Origin of the sequence: Helicobacter felistomachi (assembly GCF_030296895.1) — a bacterium.
GTDB lineage: Bacteria > Campylobacterota > Campylobacteria > Campylobacterales > Helicobacteraceae > Helicobacter > Helicobacter felistomachi.
The window spans coordinates 1,173,126-1,191,669 of sequence record NZ_AP028022.1 but is presented as its reverse complement, the minus strand read 5'-3'; the positions used below and the strand labels follow the sequence as shown (position 1 = coordinate 1,191,669).

22 protein-coding genes and 1 rRNA gene are annotated in these 18,544 nt (G+C 46.8%); 12 read left to right on the top strand and 11 right to left on the bottom strand.

The window, feature by feature from the left end:
• Window positions 1-65: 65 nt before the first annotated feature.
• Complete coding sequence (locus QUE23_RS06260) at window positions 66-995, top strand: hypothetical protein (protein ID WP_286348224.1); 930 nt, start codon at window positions 66-68, stop codon at window positions 993-995.
• 219 nt (window positions 996-1,214) lie between these two features.
• Window positions 1,215-1,667 carry a tetratricopeptide repeat protein gene (locus QUE23_RS06255; protein ID WP_286348223.1) on the top strand — a complete coding sequence of 151 codons (453 nt, stop codon included), beginning with the start codon at window positions 1,215-1,217 and terminating at the stop codon, window positions 1,665-1,667.
• Window positions 1,668-1,721: 54 nt separating this feature from the next.
• On the opposite strand, the gene QUE23_RS06250 is transcribed toward QUE23_RS06255, so the two are convergent.
• Both QUE23_RS06250 and QUE23_RS06245 read right to left on the bottom strand, forming a co-directional pair.
• Window positions 1,722-3,179: a hypothetical protein gene (locus QUE23_RS06250; protein WP_286348222.1), complete on the bottom strand. Its 1,458-nt coding sequence runs from the start codon at window positions 3,177-3,179 to the stop codon at window positions 1,722-1,724.
• Window positions 3,176-4,126: a hypothetical protein gene (locus QUE23_RS06245; RefSeq protein WP_286348221.1), complete on the bottom strand. Its 951-nt coding sequence runs from the start codon at window positions 4,124-4,126 to the stop codon at window positions 3,176-3,178. Before QUE23_RS06245 ends, QUE23_RS06250 begins: the two co-directional genes overlap by 4 nt.
• A 564-nt stretch (window positions 4,127-4,690) precedes the next feature.
• Between QUE23_RS06245 and QUE23_RS06240 the strand changes: the two genes are divergently transcribed.
• From QUE23_RS06240 to QUE23_RS06215, 6 genes are read left to right on the top strand one after another with little or no spacing between them, the layout of a single operon-like run.
• The gene (locus tag QUE23_RS06240; protein ID WP_286348220.1) at window positions 4,691-5,380 is read left to right on the top strand and encodes a tetratricopeptide repeat protein; all 690 of its coding nucleotides are present in this window, start codon (window positions 4,691-4,693) and stop codon (window positions 5,378-5,380) included.
• On the top strand, window positions 5,332-5,562 hold the full coding sequence (locus QUE23_RS06235) for an SEL1-like repeat protein (RefSeq protein WP_286348219.1): 231 nt from the start codon (window positions 5,332-5,334) through the stop codon (window positions 5,560-5,562). Before QUE23_RS06240 ends, QUE23_RS06235 begins: the two co-directional genes overlap by 49 nt.
• 17 nt (window positions 5,563-5,579) lie before the next feature.
• The gene (locus tag QUE23_RS06230) at window positions 5,580-5,762 is read left to right on the top strand and encodes a hypothetical protein (protein ID WP_286348218.1); all 183 of its coding nucleotides are present in this window, start codon (window positions 5,580-5,582) and stop codon (window positions 5,760-5,762) included.
• Window positions 5,763-5,765: 3 nt separating this feature from the next.
• Complete coding sequence (locus tag QUE23_RS06225) at window positions 5,766-6,158, top strand: hypothetical protein (RefSeq protein ID WP_286348217.1); 393 nt, start codon at window positions 5,766-5,768, stop codon at window positions 6,156-6,158.
• Between the two features lie 31 nt (window positions 6,159-6,189).
• Window positions 6,190-6,543 (top strand): hypothetical protein, encoded by a 354-nt coding sequence (locus QUE23_RS06220; protein WP_286348216.1) that lies wholly within the window; start codon window positions 6,190-6,192, stop codon window positions 6,541-6,543.
• Window positions 6,544-6,552: 9 nt separating this feature from the next.
• Window positions 6,553-7,407: a tetratricopeptide repeat protein gene (locus tag QUE23_RS06215; RefSeq protein WP_286348215.1), complete on the top strand. Its 855-nt coding sequence runs from the start codon at window positions 6,553-6,555 to the stop codon at window positions 7,405-7,407.
• A gap of 149 nt (window positions 7,408-7,556) precedes the next feature.
• Here the strand turns inward: QUE23_RS06215 and QUE23_RS06210 are convergent.
• The 3 genes from QUE23_RS06210 to QUE23_RS06200 form a co-directional block, all read right to left on the bottom strand.
• Window positions 7,557-9,056, bottom strand: a 16S ribosomal RNA gene (locus QUE23_RS06210).
• 693 nt (window positions 9,057-9,749) lie between these two features.
• A complete protein-coding gene (locus tag QUE23_RS06205; protein WP_286348214.1) occupies window positions 9,750-10,070 on the bottom strand; it encodes a hypothetical protein in 321 nt (106 codons plus the stop codon).
• A gap of 161 nt (window positions 10,071-10,231) precedes the next feature.
• Window positions 10,232-10,552 carry a putative barnase/colicin E5 family endoribonuclease gene (locus QUE23_RS06200; RefSeq protein ID WP_286348213.1) on the bottom strand — a complete coding sequence of 107 codons (321 nt, stop codon included), beginning with the start codon at window positions 10,550-10,552 and terminating at the stop codon, window positions 10,232-10,234.
• A 461-nt stretch (window positions 10,553-11,013) separates the two neighbouring features.
• Between QUE23_RS06200 and QUE23_RS06195 the strand changes: the two genes are divergently transcribed.
• From QUE23_RS06195 to QUE23_RS06185, 3 genes are read left to right on the top strand one after another with little or no spacing between them, the layout of a single operon-like run.
• Entirely contained in the window at window positions 11,014-11,868 is an 855-nt protein-coding gene (locus tag QUE23_RS06195; protein ID WP_286348212.1) for a menaquinone biosynthesis family protein, read from the top strand.
• 8 nt (window positions 11,869-11,876) lie between these two features.
• On the top strand, window positions 11,877-12,347 hold the full coding sequence (locus QUE23_RS06190; protein WP_286348211.1) for an alpha/beta hydrolase: 471 nt from the start codon (window positions 11,877-11,879) through the stop codon (window positions 12,345-12,347).
• Window positions 12,341-12,787, top strand: a complete 447-nt coding sequence (locus QUE23_RS06185) for an alpha/beta fold hydrolase domain-containing protein (protein ID WP_286348210.1) — start codon at window positions 12,341-12,343, stop codon at window positions 12,785-12,787. The genes QUE23_RS06190 and QUE23_RS06185 overlap by 7 nt, the downstream gene beginning before the upstream one ends.
• On the opposite strand, the gene flhB is transcribed toward QUE23_RS06185, so the two are convergent.
• From flhB to QUE23_RS06155, 6 genes are all read right to left on the bottom strand, one after another.
• Window positions 12,784-13,839: a flagellar biosynthesis protein FlhB gene (gene flhB, locus QUE23_RS06180; protein ID WP_286348209.1), complete on the bottom strand. Its 1,056-nt coding sequence runs from the start codon at window positions 13,837-13,839 to the stop codon at window positions 12,784-12,786. The two genes, QUE23_RS06185 and flhB, sit on opposite strands and share 4 nt — an antisense overlap.
• Entirely contained in the window at window positions 13,832-14,101 is a 270-nt protein-coding gene (locus QUE23_RS06175) for a glycosyltransferase family protein (RefSeq protein WP_286348208.1), read from the bottom strand. Before QUE23_RS06175 ends, flhB begins: the two co-directional genes overlap by 8 nt.
• 17 nt (window positions 14,102-14,118) lie before the next feature.
• Window positions 14,119-14,400: an NTP transferase domain-containing protein gene (locus tag QUE23_RS06170; protein ID WP_286348207.1), complete on the bottom strand. Its 282-nt coding sequence runs from the start codon at window positions 14,398-14,400 to the stop codon at window positions 14,119-14,121.
• Window positions 14,388-15,194 carry a DNA-methyltransferase gene (locus QUE23_RS06165; RefSeq protein ID WP_286348206.1) on the bottom strand — a complete coding sequence of 269 codons (807 nt, stop codon included), beginning with the start codon at window positions 15,192-15,194 and terminating at the stop codon, window positions 14,388-14,390. Before QUE23_RS06165 ends, QUE23_RS06170 begins: the two co-directional genes overlap by 13 nt.
• The gene (locus tag QUE23_RS06160; RefSeq protein ID WP_286348205.1) at window positions 15,187-16,005 is read right to left on the bottom strand and encodes a type II restriction endonuclease; all 819 of its coding nucleotides are present in this window, start codon (window positions 16,003-16,005) and stop codon (window positions 15,187-15,189) included. Before QUE23_RS06160 ends, QUE23_RS06165 begins: the two co-directional genes overlap by 8 nt.
• Before the next feature lie 202 nt (window positions 16,006-16,207).
• Window positions 16,208-17,416: an Eco57I restriction-modification methylase domain-containing protein gene (locus QUE23_RS06155; RefSeq protein WP_286348204.1), complete on the bottom strand. Its 1,209-nt coding sequence runs from the start codon at window positions 17,414-17,416 to the stop codon at window positions 16,208-16,210.
• Between the two features lie 142 nt (window positions 17,417-17,558).
• Here QUE23_RS06155 and moaA point away from each other — a divergent pair, with 142 nt between their 5' ends.
• On the top strand, window positions 17,559-18,527 hold the full coding sequence (gene moaA / locus QUE23_RS06150; RefSeq protein WP_286348203.1) for a GTP 3',8-cyclase MoaA: 969 nt from the start codon (window positions 17,559-17,561) through the stop codon (window positions 18,525-18,527).
• Window positions 18,528-18,544: the final 17 nt, after the last annotated feature.

Genomic DNA, 18,544 nt, shown 5'->3' with positions numbered 1-18,544 from the left:
TAAAAAGATTAAAATAATCGGGGCATTTTACCGATTTCCCCCTTAATTTATGTTATGGGGTGTTCATGCGGTTTTTGGGTGTTTTAGCGGTTTCTTTGGCTTTGGGCTTGCAAGCACAAGAAGCCCTAGACACTTCTTTAATCCACCACCACCCCCACAAAGAACACAAAGATCAAGCCCTCCAAAAATCTAGCACCATACACCCCGCCCCTCACACCCCACACACGCCTAACATCCACACCCCGCCCATACAAGAGCAGACCCATGTCTTACCTCTGCACACCACGCCACAGCACACACACCCCCCCCAAGACCGGACCACGGTACACACCCCCACACCACAGCATAACACGCACCCCGCCCACGCCAAGCACACACCACGCCACCAACACACCTCTTTGCACCTGTGGATTTACAGCACGGTGTTTTTAACCGCCTATTTTGGAGATGGGCATTACAAGCAAGGCTATGGGCTGTTGCTGCAAAAGGGGCATGTTTTGACCTCGGCCGAACTTGCCCACGACAAGGGCATGTACGCCACGACTTTCACGGCACAAATGCAAGATGACAGCGCACCCATACTCATTTGCGTGGCAAGGCTACACATTAAAGCGATTGATCGCAATCGGGGATTGGCCTTACTCAACACCCGTGCCTTCACCAACAACAGCTGCCAAACCCGCCCTGAGAGTTTCTACCACGCCCGCATTTACAAACGCTACGCCCAAAACCTTCTTCAGGCCAAGAGTGCTGCACGCGGGCTTCGGGTGTACTACCCCAAAGTGGGGGACAACAACGCCTTTGAAGTGCGATCCTTGCCAGAACGCCACATCTCCCACCCCCTATCCTCAGAGAGAGAAACCAACGCCTATGGCAGGCCCTTTTTCAACAACACAGGGGTGTTTGTAGGCATGGCGATTAACCCAAGTGTCATCGCCCCAAGCCACAACATCTACACCTTTTTACACAACCTCAAGCAAAGAAATTTATTTTAAAAACACAAATAGAAAGATTAGTATTATTTTATAGACTCTTTTATTTAACTAAATAGTCGTTATTGTTCTCATAAGTTTACCTTCCCCTCCACAGTGTTTATAATAGTAACCTTAATAGGTTTTTTATAGGACTTTAAGTATATTTTTAAGCCATAAGAGAATACAATACCACTTTATTCCAATAGAAAGGCATGTGTGAAGCAAAAGTTGTTAGGAACAATGGCTGTAGGTTTGTGTTGTTTTCTTGGAGGCTGCGGCGAAAGTGAAAGTGAAAATGTCAGTGTGGATCAATACCTTCCCAAGGCCGAGCAAGCCTATAGGGACAAGGATTACGAAGTTGCACTTAAGTATCTTGAAAAGGCAGTGAGGCTGGGTGATGCCCACGCTTACGCCGGTTTAGGGGTGTTGTACCACAATGGGTATGGGGTGCGCAAAGACTACTCCAAGGCTTTAGACTACTTTGATAAAGCCGCCCAAATGGGAGATGCGGGGGCTGTACGCAATATAGGGTGCATGTATTACTGGGGGTTGGGCGTGGGCGCAGACCGCGCAAGGGCTAGGGAGTACTTTAAGAAAAGCAGGCAAATGGGACTTAAAGTGATGGGTCTTTGCGACACAGACGCACAAATGTTCCCCAAAGTACAACAAACACAACTTAAACAGACTTTTTAAGCAACTCAAAGAAGGGGTAGTGCCCTAAGCTAAGCACCTAGGCGAACCAAACCCCTAAAACACCCACCCGTAGTTAAAGAACACATTGAAGTGGCTTGCACCATCTTTGAGCACCAGCGCATCAGCACCCCGCATGGCGACCTTGAGGTTGTACTGGATGAGGGGCACCAAAACCCCAATGCTGTATCTAGAGTGTCCCACACGGTAGTTAAAGCCTGTGGCTAAATTGAGGTTGCCAGCATTCATAAAATGCGCCAACATCCCATACCCCTGCCACAAGGCTCTAAGCCCTAAGAACATCCCAAAGGAACTAGCAAAGCGTCTATACACTCTTCCCATCTTTTTAAGAGTGGTATATTTGGTATAAAAGTCAAAAAGCGCATTAGAACCCGCCCCTAAGGCCACTTGACTAATGGGGCTAATGGTGTTGCCAAAGTTGTATTTTAAAATCCCATAGTACGACAACTCGAAGTTGTCGGTGAAATAGTGTTGGAACCCTGCCATCACATCAAAGCCCACCATTGGACTGGTGTTGGCTGCGCTGCTTCGATTGAAACTATGGTTAAGGGTGCTTTGCAGGCCTGAGAGGAAGGTAGAGCCGTAAAGATTTAGGCTTTGGGTTGTATGGGTTACGGCAATGCTGGCCGCCTTGGCTTTCGCCTTTTCTAGGTTTTTGTTGTAGGTGGCTTCAGCACTCTTGGCCTGTGCTGCTGCGTAAGCTTTAAACCACACGGGGGCGGTGAACGCCGTGCCCTCCTTCTCAAGCTTGGCGATTTGGGTTTCATACTCCGCCATTTTTGCGTTGTAGCTGACAAGTTCCTGTTGGTAGGTGGCATCGCTTGTGTAGGGCGGGGGAAGAGGTTTTATAGGCTGTGTGGGCGGAGCTTTGGGGTTAGGGGTGGCGGCGGGTAAGCTGCTGTAATCTATGGGGAGTTTGCCCTCTTGGCCCAGCTCCCCCCAAATGGCAGTGCCTAGCCCACTCATGCCGGCCAAAAACCAGCCACCCTCGGGGTTGGCGTTGCCGTATTGCTGGATGTCGATGGGGATACCGCTCTTTTTAGCGATGGCTTGGCCTAAGCTGTTGGTGCCCACTTGCACCTGCCCCTCATTGAAGCGATCCCACGCCCACTCGCTGTGTGGGCCCGAGGGGTTTTCTTGATCGCGCCCGCCAAACCAGCCATTTTGGTAAGTCATGTCCCCATTGTGGTTGTAGCCATTGACATGTCCAAATTCATGCCACACGGTGATGAGGGGCCAAATCCACGCATTGAGGGCGAAGGGGTCGTTGCTGGTGTAAATGGAGGGCGCGCCACTGCCCTGGCTGGCATAGTTGATTAAATAGGGTTGCACGCCAAAATCCCCCACACCCCCGATGGCCGAGCTTGCTAAGCCCTCTGGCCCCTTCACTGTGTCTACATTGAGTGTTTTTGCGCCCGTGTATCTCTCATAAACCACTTGGGGGGATAAAATGCTCGCGTTGTAGACTTGCTTTTCTTGTTCGTATTCTTTCACGGCTTCTTCGTATTTGGCGGCCTATCTTGGGGGTCGTTTAGGTCGGCGGGTTTGGCGGGGGGTGTGGGGGGGTCTGGCAGGGCACCATTTGCTTTGGGCACAACATTGGGGTTGTAGCTATTGGGTCCGCTTGTCAAGGCAAAGGGGACGTTGAGCACAGCTGTTTTAAACGCATTGGAGCTCAACACCGCTGCCAAATCCAAAAACACATCGCTTAGCAATTCTGCGCTTAAAGGGGTTAACACCCCCCATCTTGTGCTGTCTAAGCCCCCTATGGGGACAAAGCGCAAATTCAAATCCACCCAAATTTGGCTTAAATCTTGGAAGACTTTTGTGGTCTGATCGCTGGATGCACTCGTGGTTTTTAGGTTAAAAGTGGGTGTGTAGGGCGTGGCTGCAAAAATAGGAGTGGTTTCTGTGGATTCTGGTTGGTTTAAAATTTGATCAATTTTTGGCATGAGATTTGTAGAAAGAGTGGTGCGCATGAAGGGGTCGATGTCGGCAAACTGCCCCACTAAAACCTTTTGCCCTTCCTTGTTCGTCATGTAAAGATCGACATTGGTTAGGTTATAGGGCAAAAAGCTTTCAATATGGAGCTGGCCGTTTTTGAGTGTGATCTCTATGGGGTCTGTGGTGCTCATGGTAACGGGGGTTTGGCTGTCGGTAAGCTGGTTTTGGGTGAATGTGGGAGCGGCTGACTTAAGGTATTGTTCTTGAGTGATTTTGGGGATTTCATTAGAGTTGTTAGGAGGGATTGGGTTGTTGTTTGGTTGGTTTTGTGTGTTGGGGGGCAAGGGCGGGGCGGGGAGTGTGGGACTTGTCGCCAACTCTTCCTCGCTCTCCACCAGCCCCGTAGTGATTCCCCCTTCTATAAAATACCCATCTTTGGGGTTGTAAGCCATTAAAGGCAAGCCGCTTAAGATAAACGAAAAGAGCCATTTTTGCATTGCACCACCTCAATCTCAAGCACTAAAAACAGAGACATTTTAACCAAATCCTAAAGTCTGTGTTTTAAAAAAGAGGCATCAAGAAAATCTAAGCCTCATGCTAGAGGGATTTTTGGTAACAAAATATAGATTTGTAAAAGGCGCGGTTTGCTAAAACGAAAAACTCCTTAGTGCTTAGGATGCCAATGAAGGGCAAATTTACACAGACATAAAAGTCTTTAACTCCCACCGGTAAGAGAGCCTTAAGCCCTGCATTCAAGACAGCAAAGTCTTGAAGAGTTTCAGGTTCAGCTATTAAGCTATTCTTTAATTTTCTTACTTTAAGATCAGCCCTTTATTTCTATAAAAAGGATCGCCATGTCCAACTTTGCTGGTTTTGTGCGAGGGGGGGGTAACTCTCTCTAATTCTCTTGCTTTTTTAGCCCTCATTCTTGGGGGACTCTTATGAAAATCTTTAAATCATGTTCTGTTGTGCTGAGTGGGTGTTTATTGGCCCCTATGCTAAGTGGGTGTTTGGGGGGGTTGTTGGGGAATTCACAACCCCAGGAAACGCCCAATCAAATTTTGCAAAAAAAAAAAAAACGCCAAGAAAGAGAGCAGACTAGGGAGGCTGAGGGGGCTAAACAACGACAAATGCAAGCACGCACACGAGCACGCATGTCGCGATTTGGAGTTGAGCCGCCCACAGAAAGGACAGCAGAGGCTCTTTTAAAATACGCCATCCAAGTCTATCAAAACATGATTAAAAATGATTGGCGTGATCCCATGGGTTCTTCGCATAGTCCGCTAGAAGTTCTAAATCTATTTGAGAATGCTGCCAAAGCAGGCAGTGCGGAGGCGTATCGCTATATGGGGATGATGTATCTTGGTGGACCCAATCGCGTAGGGCAAAGCTATAAACAAGCACTAGAGTACTTCCAAATTGCTGTAGAAAAGGGGAGCGTGGAGGCTCTTGTGAATTTAGGGCAAATGTATTTACTTGGTCCGGGAGGTTCGTGGGGAGGAGGGGGTGTGCCCAAAGACCCTGCTAAAGCGATAGAATACTTTCAAAAGGCGGCAAGTAAGGGGAGTGCACTAGGTTATTTTGAAGCAGCCACAATGTATTTAAACGGGCAGGGTGTTCCTAAAAATTTAGCTAAAGCTAGAGAATACTTCCAAAAGCGGCTGATGGGAAAGATGGCAATGCTTGTGCTTATTTGGGAGAGATGTATCTTAATGGAGAGGGTGTGGCTAAAGACTATAAAAAAGCCTTAGAGTATCTTGAAGGTGGGAGGGGCGCAACAGATAAGGGGGTGGCTGGTAGGGCTTATTGGAATTTAGCGACCATCTATGCAAAGGGCCTAGGGGTGCTTGTGGATAAAAACCAAGCCACAGAATACAGCAAACAAGCTTGCGATGAAGGCTATGAAAAAGCCTGCACGCTTTTAAGCAAATGAACAACGGGGGCTAAGAGATGAAAAAAGACTATCTAGACATTGTCCTAGCCGTGCTCAAAGAGGCAAAAGCCCCCGTGTCCATCCATGCGCTTTATAGCAGGGCACAGGAACTTTACAGCGCAGGCAAGATTAGCCAGATGTTTAGCACAGCAGAAGATGGGACTTATTACCCCGTGTGGTTGGCTTTAAAGAACAAATAAGACTTGCCCTTTGTGCAGGTTTCACAACGCCCTATCACTATTGCCTTAAAAGAATATGCGCTCAATGCAAAGAGCTCAACCCCGGCTTATGGCAGGATAGAAACCCACCACGAACGCTTATTACACCCTTTACTAGCCCACTTTGCTTATACCAAATGGGGCGCACACACCAAGACCATCTACCACGAAAAAGCCTTAAAGGGCACAAAGGGTAAAAACTCTTGGCTTTATCCGGACATGGTGGGGGCAAGCTTTACCTACCAAAACTTTGAGCCCACCTTGCGCCAATTTGTAGAAAACTTTGGCAATTTGCCCTTGAAACTCTTTTCTTTTGAGCTCAAAAAGGAGATGGATTTAAGCCATTGTAGAGAATATTACTTCCAAGCCATTAATTAGCAACAGCTCTTGGGCGCATGAGGGTTACCTAGTGGTGGAGAAAATCAACACACAAGATAGCGATTTAATGGACTTGCTCAAACGCTTGCACACCAGCTTTGGCATTGGGGTTGTCTTGCTCAATGTGCAAGACATGCAAAAAAGTCAGGTGTTGTTAAACGCCAAATTTAAAGAAAATTTAGATCACGCCATGTTGGGCGAATTGTCCCAAAATAGCCCCGATTTTAAAGACTTCTTAAACGCTTTGACTCTCTATCACGAGGCGATTAAGGCGCACATGAGTGAGCAAACCAACTTCCAAGCCTTTGATAGCGTGCTAGACAAAGCAGCATTGCAAAATTATATAGAATTAGAGATTTTGGGGCAAATGCCTAAAGAGGCTTAGGGGAAAGCTATGCAAATTAGCCATGTGGAGCAAAAGGGCACTAAGGTTTATGCCTACGATGAAAATGGTGAAGAGCTTTTTAAAAAATCCGGAGAGTGCATTTTCTTTGTGAATAATTATGCGCTCGTCAGGCGGGGGAATAAAGTATGCAAACTCGACCCATATGGCTATGTTTTAGATGCTAATTTTATTTTAACAATCGGCGGTGTAAGGCACAATGATACCGAAGTCAGTGTTTATGATGAAGAGGATAACAAACTCTTTAGCAAACATGGGGAATATTTGAGTCGCACAGGAGATAGTGTACGCATCAAACAAGGGGATAAGATAAGCGTATTCAACCCTTACGGTGTTTTGATTAGGACCGAAACACCTAGCACTGAAACACCTAGCACTGAAACACCCATGGGTTGTCTAGGGTGGTTTATGCTTGTGCTTATTGGGCTGGCGGTCATTGTTTTCATTGCTTATTGCTCTGTAAAACAATATACCAGCAACCAAACTACAAGCCGTGTTTTCATCAAAGATTACAACCACCGGCAACAAGCCTTTCACGATGCGATGGATCTCTTCACACAGCAAAACTACAAAAAAGCCCTAGAGCGTTTTATTTGGCTTGCCCAAATCAAATACCGCCCTGCCTTTAGTTCTTACATGGCGGGGCAATGTGCTTATAAAGAGAAACACTACCAAGAAGCCATTAAATTTTATAAACAAAGCCTAGCGATTAAAGAGCAAGCCAGCTACACGGCGATTTTATTAGAAAACACTGCCAACGCCTACAAAGCCCTACACGATGAAGAGAATTATGCGCATTACAAGCGTCTTTTAGCTCGCTATTCCCAAAATGGGCAGGGCAAATAAGCCCACACTGTTTGGCAACAAACCCATTCTAAGCGGAAAATTCTATACGGATTACAGATTTATTAAAAAGAATACACCCTCTAACACCCCAGCAAGAGAGCCTTGAGCCTTGTCTTCAAGACAGCAAAGTCTTGAAGAGTTTCTCTAAGAAAGGAGGTGATCCAACCGCAGGTTCACCTACGGTTACCTTGTTACGACTTCACCCCAGTCGCTGTGTGTGCCGTGGGCAGTAGCTGCTTTAGCATCCTGACTTAAGGCAAACACAACTCCCATGGTGTGACGGGCGGTGAGTACAAGACCCGGGAACGTATTCACCGCAACATGGCTGATTTGCGATTACTAGCGATTCCAGCTTCATGCAGGCGAGTTGCAGCCTACAATCCGAACTGAGAGATGTTTTTAAGATTGGCTCAGCCTCGCGGCATTGCATCTCTTTGTGCATCCCATTGTAGCACGTGTGTAGCCCTAGGCGTAAGGGCCATGATGACTTGACGTCGTCCTCACCTTCCTCCTGCTTACGCAGGCAGTCTTCTTAGAGAGCTCAGCTTAACCTGTTAGCAACTAAGAAAGAGGGTTGCGCTCGTTGCGGGACTTAACCCAACATCTCACGACACGAGCTGACGACAGCCGTGCAGCACCTGTTTTCAGGGTCTAGCAAGCTAGACACTCCGCTATTTCTAGCAGATTTCTTCAATGTCAAGCCTAGGTAAGGTTCTTCGTGTATCTTCGAATTAAACCACATGCTCCACCGCTTGTGCAGGTCCCCGTCTATTCCTTTGAGTTTTAATCTTGCGACCGTACTCCCCAGGCGGGATGCTTAAGGCGTTAGCTGCATTACTGGGAGGACAAAGCCCCCCAACAACTAGCATCCATCGTTTAGGGCGTGGACTACCAGGGTATCTAATCCTGTTTGCTCCCCACGCTTTCGTGCAATCAGCGTCAGTATTGTTCCAGCAGGTCGCCTTCGCAATGAGTATTCCTCTTGATCTCTACGGATTTTACCCCTACACCAAGAATTCCACCTACCTCTCCCACACTCTAGGGTTGTAGTTTCAAATGCAGTTCTATGGTTAAGCCATAGGATTTCACATCTGACTTACAACCCCGCCTACGCACTCTTTACGCCCAGTGATTCCGAGTAACGCTTGCACCCTCCGTATTACCGCGGCTGCTGGCACGGAGTTAGCCGGTGCTTATTCGTGAGATACCGTCATTATCTTCTCTCACAAAAGGAGTTTACAATCCTAAAACCTTCATCCTCCACGCGGCGTTGCTGCTTCAGGCTTGCGCCCATTGAGCAATATTCCCTACTGCTGCCTCCCGTAGGAGTCTGGACCGTGTCTCAGTTCCAGTGTGTCCGTTCACCCTCTCAGGCCGGATACCCGTCATTGCCTTGGTGAGCCTTTACCTCACCAACAAGCTGATAGGACATAGACCAATCCTTTAGCGATAAATCTTTCCCCCGTAGGGTAATATTTGGTATTAATCACCATTTCTAGTGGCTATCCCAAACTAAAGGGCATGTCATCTATGCGTTACTCACCCGTGCGCCACTAATCCGCCTAGCAAGCTAGGCTTCATCGTTCGACTTGCATGTATTAGGCACGCCGCCAGCGTTCACTCTGAGCCAGGATCAAACTCTCCATAAAGTTAAGTTTATCCTAAACTGGCTCTGTGCTGTTAGATTTCTCTACAGCACACAAGATTACTCTATTAGACAAGTTGTGTCAAAAACTAGAGTCCTTAAAGCCAAAACAAAATGTAAAAAACAAATTTGGCCACAAGACTCTCTTGCTTGGATGTCAAAGAACACATTTAGTTAGACTAAACACCTTGCAACAAACAGCAAGCTTTAAAACTTTTCGCATTGCCCTTTTTTGTTGCAAAAGCGCATTATATGCTTTTAAAGCTTAAGGGGGGCTTAACTTTGTTGGAGGTTGCAAGGTATTATGTTTAGATCTAGTCAATTCTATCCTCTTTTTAGCACCACAAAAAACTTATTTTTTGTGGATATGCTTCAATCCCAAAGTGTGCTACATCGAAGAGAGTTGGTGCTTAAAAGGTCTAAGGGTCTTGTGGTGTTTAGAATTGTTTTTAAATTCCTCCGCGCTGTGGGCTTTTGTCAAGGCACTTTTGAAGGATACCTTAAAGCCACTCCTGCGACCTTCTCGTTTAAACCCTTTCCATAGAGATTGGGCAAGCGTGTCGTGGCTTGCGTATAGTGCCTCCATTTTGTGTGGTGGTTGGAATTTTACCCCGCGCACAGCCTCTTTTAGTCTCGATGCCCTTTTTGGGCGTTTTAAAGGGGCGCGTGCAGCGATTCGCCTTATTGTTTTCTCTGCCTAAGCCCCCTGCCGTTTGATAAATCCACTAAGCCCCCTTGGGTGTTGTTGTTTAAGGGCAACTATAGCCCACATCAATACCCCCTGAGTCTGGGTGCTAATACGGTCCACTTGCCCGTACTTTTTCTTAGCAATGAGCTTTAAGGCCTCTAAGCCTTTACCTCTGTATTCTGTGAAGTCGTGGCCAAAGTGCCGATAACCTTTAAACTCTTTAAGAAGTTGCTCTTTAGGTAAAGGCGTGGTGCTTAGGGGTTTTGGTGCATTCTTGCTAAGTTCTTTGGCGGTCTGCTCTACTGCCTTCTCAAGCGCATCAAGGCTCAAATTCTTCAGGTGGTTTTCCCCCTTGCTGTGGTTTGCTTTTTAAGATGGAGGTGGTGTTGTCGCTTAAGTCCTTTTGGGCAAGATGCCCATGCCTAGACTCTTTAGACACTTCCTTAGAGATTATAGATTGACCGAAAGTCTCTACAGGGGGATTCTTATACTCACTCGTAAGCCATGATGACCCATGTATTATCCCCTCTGCCAAACTGCCTCCTAGACAAGTCCACCCTAAACTCCCCTTCTTTTGTGGGTATAACGATGGGTTTAATGCCTGTGGAGCTTGTTTTAAGTTCTCCATTTTTAATCAAATATTCTAGCCCGTTTGCTAACCTTTCCCCAATATCTGCCCCCTTAGAGCTCTCAAAGTCGCTCGCGTGTTTCTCTAGGATTTTAGAAAGTCCATAAGGCTTAAGCGGCTTGCCTTTGCGCCTTTTAAGCCTTGCAAACGCTGCGCTTGCAAACGCGATGCGTTTGTGCCCCACACAAAATCTGTAAACGCCCTGCGTTTATCCCATAAATCCTCCCGATAAAATGCCCCGGCGACTTGTCCTCTTTGCTCTTGCAAAAGCTTTTTAACCGCTTTAGCGCCTTTACCGGCAAACGTGCTAAAGTTTTCCCCAAAAGCAGGATTAGGCTCTAAGCTTTCACTTTTAGGCAGGGCTGTGCTATCTAAAGCGTTTATGTCCGTGCCTTCAATGTCTATTTTAGGGATTTTAAGCGGTGTATGTGAGTCTATGTCGCCTTTAGGGGGTGTAGGGCCTTTGGGCCTGTATCACCACCACTGGGTGGAGGAGTTGGGGAATCGTCATCAAACCCTTTTAAGAACTCTCTTATCAGCTGCTTGGTCTTGTTGTCAAAGGGGTGTTTTGCCCAAAATCCCCAAAAAAGCACAACACTTTATTTTCAATAAAACAAGCTACAATGAGAGAAAAAAGAAGGACACATGTTAAGCATAGCGCACAGCCCCGATGCGGACGATATTTTTATGTTTTATGCCCTTGCTTTTGGCTGGGTTGATTTTCCTAAGCCCTTTAGCCACCACGCCCTCGACATTGAAACCCTAAATCAGCAAGCCTTAAAAGGTACACACGCTATCAGTGCCATCAGTTTTGGGCTTTACCCTCTCATTAAAGAGCATTACGCCTTGTTGCAACCCGCAACAAGTTTCGGGCAAGGCTATGGGCCTAAGCTCATTCGGCGCAAAAACAAGTCTCTAAAAAAGAATTTTAAAGTGGCTCTAAGCGGGCAATACACCACGAACGCCCTTTTATTTCGGCTCTACTACCCCCACGCTCGGGTGGTGTATAAGCATTTCTTAGAGATTGAAGGGGCGGTTTTAAGTGGGGAAGTGGATGCGGGGGTATTGATCCACGAGAGTATTTTAGACTTTCACGGCGATTTAGTCGTGGAAAAAGAAATTTGGGAGGTGTGGTGTGAGCTGACTAAAAGCGAATTACCCCTGCCCTTAGGGGGGATGGCTCTTAGGCGCTCAATCCCCTTAAGTCAAGCCATCAACATGCAAAAGGTGTTGAATCAGGCGATTGTGATTGCTCTAAAACACCAAGATTTACTAGCAGACATGCTCTTAGAGCGCAATTTGGTGCGGGTCAACAAGGCGCATTTAGACACCTACCTAGATATGTATGCCAATGCCAGCTCTTGCGCCCTCAGTGAAGAGCAAATACAAGGCATTGACGCGCTTTTTGCTTTGGGTTTTAGACACGGGCTTTATCCCGAGCTCATCGCTTGTCAAGATTGTTTGATTCCCGACTCGTATGAGAATTTGCGCTTTTCTTAAGGATCATGATGGTAGCTAAGAACGAACACATTAACAGCGACAACCCCCCCTATTTAAAACTTTATTACGACTGCTATACGCCCGAAGAGTCTAAGGGGGTGGTGGTGCAGATTGCCACGGGCATGGTGGAGCATAAGGAACATTATAAATGGGTGGCTAGTGAGCTGTGCGCCAAAGGGTATGTGGTTTTTGTCGCCGATCACAGAGGGCATGGCTTGAGTGTGTTAGAAAATGGTGGCGAGATTTTTTGGGGGGAGATGGGCACTGATGGCTTTGAGTGGGCGGTAAGGGACATGGCCAAACTTGCCGAACACATTAAAAGTTTATACCCCACGCATAAGTTGGTGGTGCTAGGCCAGAGCATGGGGTCTTTGCTGGCTAGGCGGTGGGTGCAGCACGACTACACCCCCCTAGATGCCTTGGTTTTAACCGGCACGCCCGCCCCTTCTTTGGCTTGGGGTTTTGTGCCTTCTTGCTAAAGTTGTTGAGTCGTTTCAATATCCACTTCAAGGGTGGAGTCAACACGCTCTTTAGCTTACACCCGAAAGTACGGGCGTATCAGGGCAACTGGGTTTGTAAGAACACGGGGGCGTTGCGCCTTTTAAGGGTGGATCCCGCTTCGCGCTTTGTCTTTAGTGCCAAGAGTTTTGCGCTCTTGGTTGAGGGGACATTGAAGGTGTTTTACACCCATGCCTATGGGCGCAAAGATTTACCCATTTTGTTTTTAAGTGGGCTAGATGATGTGTGTGGGGGCTTTGGCGTGGGCGTGATCAAGGCGCACCGCTGTTTGGAAAAACAGGGCTTTAAGGACATAGAATTGCGCCTTTTTTCTAAAGACCGCCATAAAATCTTTGACGAGAGCGACAAGCAAGCGGTGCTAGAGAGCCTCTTAGAGTGGCTAGAGAGCAAGGGGCTTTAGCGGTTTTTCATTTGCTGTATGTGCGCCACTTGGGCGAACACGATCGCCACCGCCTCAAACAGCACTTTGGGGATCACCTCGTCGATGTCGACATCTTGATAGAGTTGGCGGGCGAGTTTGGGGTTTTCTATGATTTCAATTTCGTGTTCCCTTGCCACGCCCTTAATGCGGATGGCTAGGTAGTCGATGCCCTTTGCCACGACCACGGGGGCAGGGTCGTTCTCTTCAAACCTAAGCGCCACAGCGTAGTGTGTGGGGTTAGTCACGACCACATTGGCACTAGGAATCGCCGCCATCATCTTACTCATGGAGTTTTTCAGCATGAGTTGCTTGATTTTAGCCTTGATCTCGGGGTTACCCTCTTGTTGCTTGTACTCATCTTTGACCTCTTGCTTTGTCATTTTGAGCGAGTCTATGTATTGTCTGCGCTTTAACATGAAATCAAGTAAAGAAGCCACCAAAAACAAAAACAATAAACTCGCAATGACCTCTAAGGATTTGCTTTTAAACCACAGCAATTGGTCTTTGTAATTGAATTGCGCCACGCCTGTGAGTTCATCCACAAATGAGTACACCAAGACAAAACCTAAAATGAAAGCGATGAAAACCTTTGTGGTGATGAGCAGCCCATCTAAGAGTCGTTTTAAGCTGAATAGATTTTTAAAACCCGTGATGGGGTTGATTTTGCTCCATTTAGGCTCAACCGCCTTCGGGCTGAATAAAAAGCCAAATTGCAAGACATTGGCTAAAAATGCCACAAGCCCCACCAACAAGAGAAAGGGCAAGAGCACCCACAAAATATCTTTGATAAGTTGCAAGCAGAGCACATACAAATTGTGGGGCGTGAAGTCCAGCTTGATCCACTGCAGGGACTGCCTAAACATGCTCTCAAAACTCTCAAGCCAAAATTGAAAAAACACAAAAATTCCCCCAAAGCTGGCAAGTAAGCCCAAAAATCCCAAAACCTCTAAACTCTTGGCGACATTGCCCTCTTCTCTGGCCTTTTCTATCTTTTTCGCCGAGGGCAGTTCGGTTTTTTCTTCTTCAGGCATTGAGTGCCCCTTGATAGTCGCTATAAGTGTTTAAATTGCTAAACTCTTTGCTCTCCACCACTTCCACGCCAAAGCCTATTTTAGCAAACACCGCTCCCACTCTTTGTTCTCCACCCCCTAGGGCTTCTTGCAAGGGGCGTAGGGCACTAGGCTGGCATAAACTAGGCAAGTAAAAAGTCCTAGGGCTTTTAAGGTAAATGAGGGGGGCTTTCAAGCGGTTAGCATAGAGCTTTGAAAGGCTTGCTTGAGAGATAAAGGGCATATCCACGGGGATAAACACTAGGGGGTGTTGAGGGTGCTTAGAGCATACGCCATGCCAAATAGGGGGTTAAAAGGGGTAGCAGGCTCTATCAAATAGCGCGCCTGGATAGGGTAGGGTTGTTTGCAAGCGATGTAGACCTCTTGAAACCATTGCTTCAATTTGTTGTGTTGGTACTCTAAAAGTGTGGTGTTTTCAAAGGGCAATAGGGCTTTGTTAAAGGGCTGCCCTTGCACTTGCATGCGCCTACTTTGTCCCCCACACAGCAACACACAACTAAGCTCTTGCACTAGGCGATCCACTTAGAAATTTTTTTAGACAACTCGCTAAAGCGCCCATCCAAATCTTGCTTGCGCTTGGTAGCCAGCTTAATGAACTCCAACTCCCTTTCGATCCCCACAAAGGATCGCCCAAGTAAATTCGCCGCAATGCCCGTAGAGCCTGAGCCACTAAAGGGGTCGCAAATGAGGCTGTCCTCGTGGCTTGCCATGAGAATCAAACGGCTTAGCAAACTTAGGGGTTTTTGGGTGGGGTGCTTGCCTAGGCTTTTTTCCCACGGGGCGATGGCGGGTAAGGTCCAAACATCGCGCATTTGTTTATTGCCGTTCAATGCCTTCATGCGTTGGTAGTTGAAAATGTGGGCGTGCTTGGGGCTTTTGCGCGCCCATAGGATTTGCTCGCTGGCGTGCGCTAAAGTGCGGCAAGAAAAATTAGGCGGGGGGTTGCTCTTATGCCATGTAATGATATTCAAGAGCTTAAAGCCTAGGGTTTGCAAGGCGAGTCCCAAAGAAAAAAGATTATGGTAAGTCGCGCTGATAAATAGCGAACCTGTAGGCTTTAGGGCATCTTTAGCAAGGCTTAACCACTCCACATTAAAGGCGTGCATGTGCTCTAGCCCTTGCGCCTTGTCCCACTCCCCCTTATTCACGCTCACGATCTGTCCACTTTGGATACTAAGCCCCCCATTAGAGAGAAAATAGGGCGGATCAGCAAAGATCAAATCCACCTGCCCTTGCAAATGGGGCAAAATCTCTTTGCAATCGGCGTGGTGGAGTTTAAATTTTTGATCAGAGCTAATGAAGGCGGGCTTAAGCATGGCTTAGCTCACTTAAGAGGGTGTCTAGCTGGCTCAAATTATAGACTCGCACGCTTTTATAGGCCTCTTGGAGTTTATTCTTCGCCTCAAGCCAGCCCTGCCCATCTGTGATCCAAATGAACTCTTTATGGGGGTGCTTGGCAAAACGGGGGGCGAGCTCTTGATACGCCCTTGCGACTTCGTTTAACTTGCTCCCCCCACTACTGTAAAAATTGCACTCAATGAAATAGGTGGTCTGTTTGCCAAAGATCACAAAATCAAATTTCTTAATGTCGTTGCCAAAACTTGCGTGTAAGTCTGCAAACTCTGTAACATTCACCTGTGTTTTAAAATGTAGCCCTGCTTGTTTAAAGGCGTGTTCTAAATGTTGTTCCATCAACGCTCCACTGCGGTTTTTACGGGCATTGCTGTCTAAACCCACCTCAATCCCTAAGATTAAATCGTTTAAGTCTTTAACCTTCCTTGTGCTCAAAATCTCAAATAGCCCGCTCTCTTGTAGTAGCGTGCAAATGCCTTGAGGGCTTTGCAAATAGTCTTGTAAGCTCCCCCCCTTGACAAGCTCTTTGGGGTTTCTAATGGCAAGCAGTAAGGGCAAAAGGCTAAAGGCTTCTTTGTGAACTTGAAAAATTTGCGCCACTTTAGCGGGCAAGTCCTGTGCTTGTACGCCGAGCAAGGCGTTTAAGTGAGTGGCATGGGTGCGGGCTTTTTCTCGGTGGTTTAAGCACTTTTGCCACTCCACGAAAAAGCCAAGCGTGCGGTTGGTCTTTTGGAGAGTGTCTAAAAACTCTGTAAAAGGCATGGGATTTGTCATCAATATCCTTAAAGGGTTGTGCTGTTTTTCAGCCTGAATTTTCAATGGATTTGCTATTTTACCCATTTAGCCTAAAAGTCTAAGAAGTTTGGGGAGCTTAATGGCACAGGGCGATAAACCGACTTTAGAAGCGTTGAAGACCTTATGTGATTGTGTGGATGGGGTGTGTGTTTCAAAGAGTGGGGCGGAGTATATCGAGGCTCTAGGTGCTTTGTATGCCCTGAATAATCAAAACGATCAGCCCTTCACGATCCATGAAATCCAACAACAACCTACTTTGCAAGAGTTTTCTTTTACGGGCAAAAACGACTTTATCTAATATCTGCACACTGTATTTTTTAGCGTCTTTCTCATTTTCAAAGGCGATGTAGCCCACGGATTGTGTGGTGTTGGCATGGTGCTTGATGTAGGGTAAAAAATAGGTGGATAGGGGGATGACAATGATCCATTTGTCGTAAATGTCTTGCTTGATTTTGGCATAGCGGGTTTTTTTGGGAGTGTGGATCGTCTCGTATTGGAAAGTTGAATCGGCGGTGTCGCTCAATTTGTCTTTTTGGGTGAAATTATGCAAGTCGCACCTATAGGTGAAGGCATTGTTTTCTTGGCCGATGCACTTTTTCACGAGGCTGAGGATCTCGTCTGAGAGGTATAGGGGTAAAAAGGGCAAGTCTTTAGGGATTTTCACCCTTTGGCAATCCCTTTGTAAAAAGCCATTTTTGACAAAAGTTTCGCAACCAAAAACACCTTTTTGCCAAACAAACACGACAAAGGATGAGCCGATGCCCTTAAAATATTTTTTAATATCGTTGTCGAGCACTAAAAAGCTCCCACAGCTGAGGAGTTTTTTGAGTGTGGTGTTGTTATTGTTGTAAGTCATCCAGTTATTGGGCGTGACAAAACACAAGAAACCTTGATCCTTGAGCAAATCGATGGCATGTTCTATAAACCGATTTGAGAGGCTGCGGTTTTTATTGCCCCCGCCTGAGTAGGGAGGGTTTGCCATGATGAGGTCGTAGGTGTTGGGCGTGTTGATGTCAAAAAAGTTTTGATTGGTGATGTGCTTGGGGTTTAAAATATCTACACAATTCAAAAACCTTTGTTTGGAAAGTTCGTTGCAATGGATGTTCTCCAAGCTTGTTTTACACTTGGCATAGGCGACAAAATTTCCATTCCCCACGCAAGGGTCAAGGATTTTAAGGTTTTTTCTGCGCCAAAGTTCTTGAGGTAGGTAGTCTAGCATGCGCTCCACACACGCCATAGGCGTGCAAATGTCATCTCTTGAAACAGCATGGGCTAAATCTTTATTGATTGTGTCGTAACGCACTTTTAAATGCCCGTAGTTGTCTGTCTCGTTGCCAAGAAAATTCAAACCCATGTCTAACCCTGTCTTTAAATCCGCTGCTGCGCCCATGAATCCCCCTTAAACCACGCAAAGCCCCCGCGCTTATTTTGAGGAGTGCGCTCTGTCAACTTAGTTTTTAAATGCTTGTTTCAGCCCAAATTGTAAATGGATTTGCTATTTTACACATTCAATCTAAAAAGTGGAGAAGTTTATGCTCGTGGATACCTTTGCAAGACAGATTGACTATTTGCGGGTGTCTGTGACCAAGCAGTGCAATTTTCGCTGTCAGTATTGCATGCCAACCACGCCCATGGATTTTGTGGATAGTGAAGAGGTCTTGCCCCTGGATAAAATGTTAGAGTTCATTAAAATCGCCATTGACGAGGGGGTGGCTAAAATCCGCATTACAGGCGGAGAGCCTCTGATTCGCAAGGATTTAGCTCCCTTCATCGCCAAAATCCACGCCTACGCCCCGCATGTCAAACTGGCCCTAACCACTAATGGGTTTTTGCTGAAAGCACAAGCAGCGCAACTCAAAGAAGCGGGTTTGGAAAGGGTCAATGTGTCTTTAGACTCGCTAAAGTCTGAGAGGGTCGCTAAAATCTCACAAAAAGACGGCTTAAAAGCGGTGCTAGAGGGGATAGACGAAGCTTTAAAAGTGGGTTTGGGGTTGAAGTTTAATATGGTCGTGTTGCAAGGGATCAACGAGGATGAGATTTTAGAACTCTTAGAGTTTGCTAGGGGTAAAAACGCCCAAATCCGCTACATTGAGTTCATGGAGAACACGCATGCCAACAGCCAACTAAAAGGGCTTAGCGAGGCACAGATTTTAGAAAAAATTAAACAGAGATACCCAAATTTATGTCTTAAAAGCGAGGGGGTGAGCCCGTCTAAGATTTACGCCCTAGAAGATGGTTATGAGTTTGGGATCATCGCCCCGCACAACGATGACTTTTGCAAGCACTGCAATAAAATCCGCCTGAGTGCCGATGGCACGATTTTCCCCTGTCTGTATTACCAAGACAGCGTGAGTGCCAAGAGCGCGATTTTACAAACCAACCCCGCCTTGATGCGCCAAGCCCTGCGTCAAAGCGTGCACAACAAGCCTGAAAAGAATTTATGGCAACCGGGCACACAAAACCAAGTGTCCGAGCGGGCTTTTTACAAAACGGGGGGATAACCACACAGAGGATCGCA

Coding starts and splice junctions, on each gene's coding strand:
- QUE23_RS06215 (WP_286348215.1), top strand. CDS start 6,553: ATGCAAATTAGCCATGTGGAGCAAAAGGGCACTAAGGTTTATGCCTAC.
- QUE23_RS06235 (WP_286348219.1), top strand. CDS start 5,332: ATGTATCTTAATGGAGAGGGTGTGGCTAAAGACTATAAAAAAGCCTTA.
- QUE23_RS06160 (WP_286348205.1), bottom strand. CDS start 16,005: ATGACAAATCCCATGCCTTTTACAGAGTTTTTAGACACTCTCCAAAAG.
- QUE23_RS06260 (WP_286348224.1), top strand. CDS start 66: ATGCGGTTTTTGGGTGTTTTAGCGGTTTCTTTGGCTTTGGGCTTGCAA.
- QUE23_RS06190 (WP_286348211.1), top strand. CDS start 11,877: ATGGTAGCTAAGAACGAACACATTAACAGCGACAACCCCCCCTATTTA.
- QUE23_RS06195 (WP_286348212.1), top strand. CDS start 11,014: ATGTTAAGCATAGCGCACAGCCCCGATGCGGACGATATTTTTATGTTT.
- moaA (WP_286348203.1), top strand. CDS start 17,559: ATGCTCGTGGATACCTTTGCAAGACAGATTGACTATTTGCGGGTGTCT.
- QUE23_RS06155 (WP_286348204.1), bottom strand. CDS start 17,416: ATGGGCGCAGCAGCGGATTTAAAGACAGGGTTAGACATGGGTTTGAAT.
- flhB (WP_286348209.1), bottom strand. CDS start 13,839: ATGCCTGAAGAAGAAAAAACCGAACTGCCCTCGGCGAAAAAGATAGAA.
- QUE23_RS06165 (WP_286348206.1), bottom strand. CDS start 15,194: ATGCTTAAGCCCGCCTTCATTAGCTCTGATCAAAAATTTAAACTCCAC.
- QUE23_RS06245 (WP_286348221.1), bottom strand. CDS start 4,126: ATGCAAAAATGGCTCTTTTCGTTTATCTTAAGCGGCTTGCCTTTAATG.
- QUE23_RS06255 (WP_286348223.1), top strand. CDS start 1,215: ATGGCTGTAGGTTTGTGTTGTTTTCTTGGAGGCTGCGGCGAAAGTGAA.
- QUE23_RS06175 (WP_286348208.1), bottom strand. CDS start 14,101: ATGCCCTTTATCTCTCAAGCAAGCCTTTCAAAGCTCTATGCTAACCGC.
- QUE23_RS06230 (WP_286348218.1), top strand. CDS start 5,580: ATGAAAAAAGACTATCTAGACATTGTCCTAGCCGTGCTCAAAGAGGCA.